Below are 230 nucleotides of genomic sequence, written 5' to 3'. Positions count from 1 at the left end.
GTTCTTCGGAATGTTGGCAATCAAAAAATTTAAACTCAATGCAACGATGAATGTTCATAGTAATATGTACAAAGACTTATTTCGCTTCGGTGAGATAAGCAATCAGAATTCATTGAGCCGAATCGTAAGATTCAAAAAACTTTAATTGAAGAGTTTGATCATGGCTCAGATTGAACGCTGGCGGCAGGCCTAACACATGCAAGTCGAGCGGTAACACAAGGGAGCTTGCT

General features: G+C 39.6%; 1 rRNA gene. It reads left to right on the top strand.

The window, feature by feature from the left end:
* Positions 1-142: 142 nt before the first annotated feature.
* Positions 143-230: ribosomal RNA gene (locus tag H5114_RS20340) — 16S ribosomal RNA — on the top strand; the annotation flags it as partial.

The sequence above is a fragment of the Shewanella sp. SR43-8 genome (assembly GCF_014163775.1).
GTDB lineage: Bacteria > Pseudomonadota > Gammaproteobacteria > Enterobacterales > Shewanellaceae > Shewanella > Shewanella vesiculosa.
The sequence above is the reverse complement of the archived record's forward strand: the minus strand, read 5'-3'. Positions and strand labels throughout refer to the sequence as shown.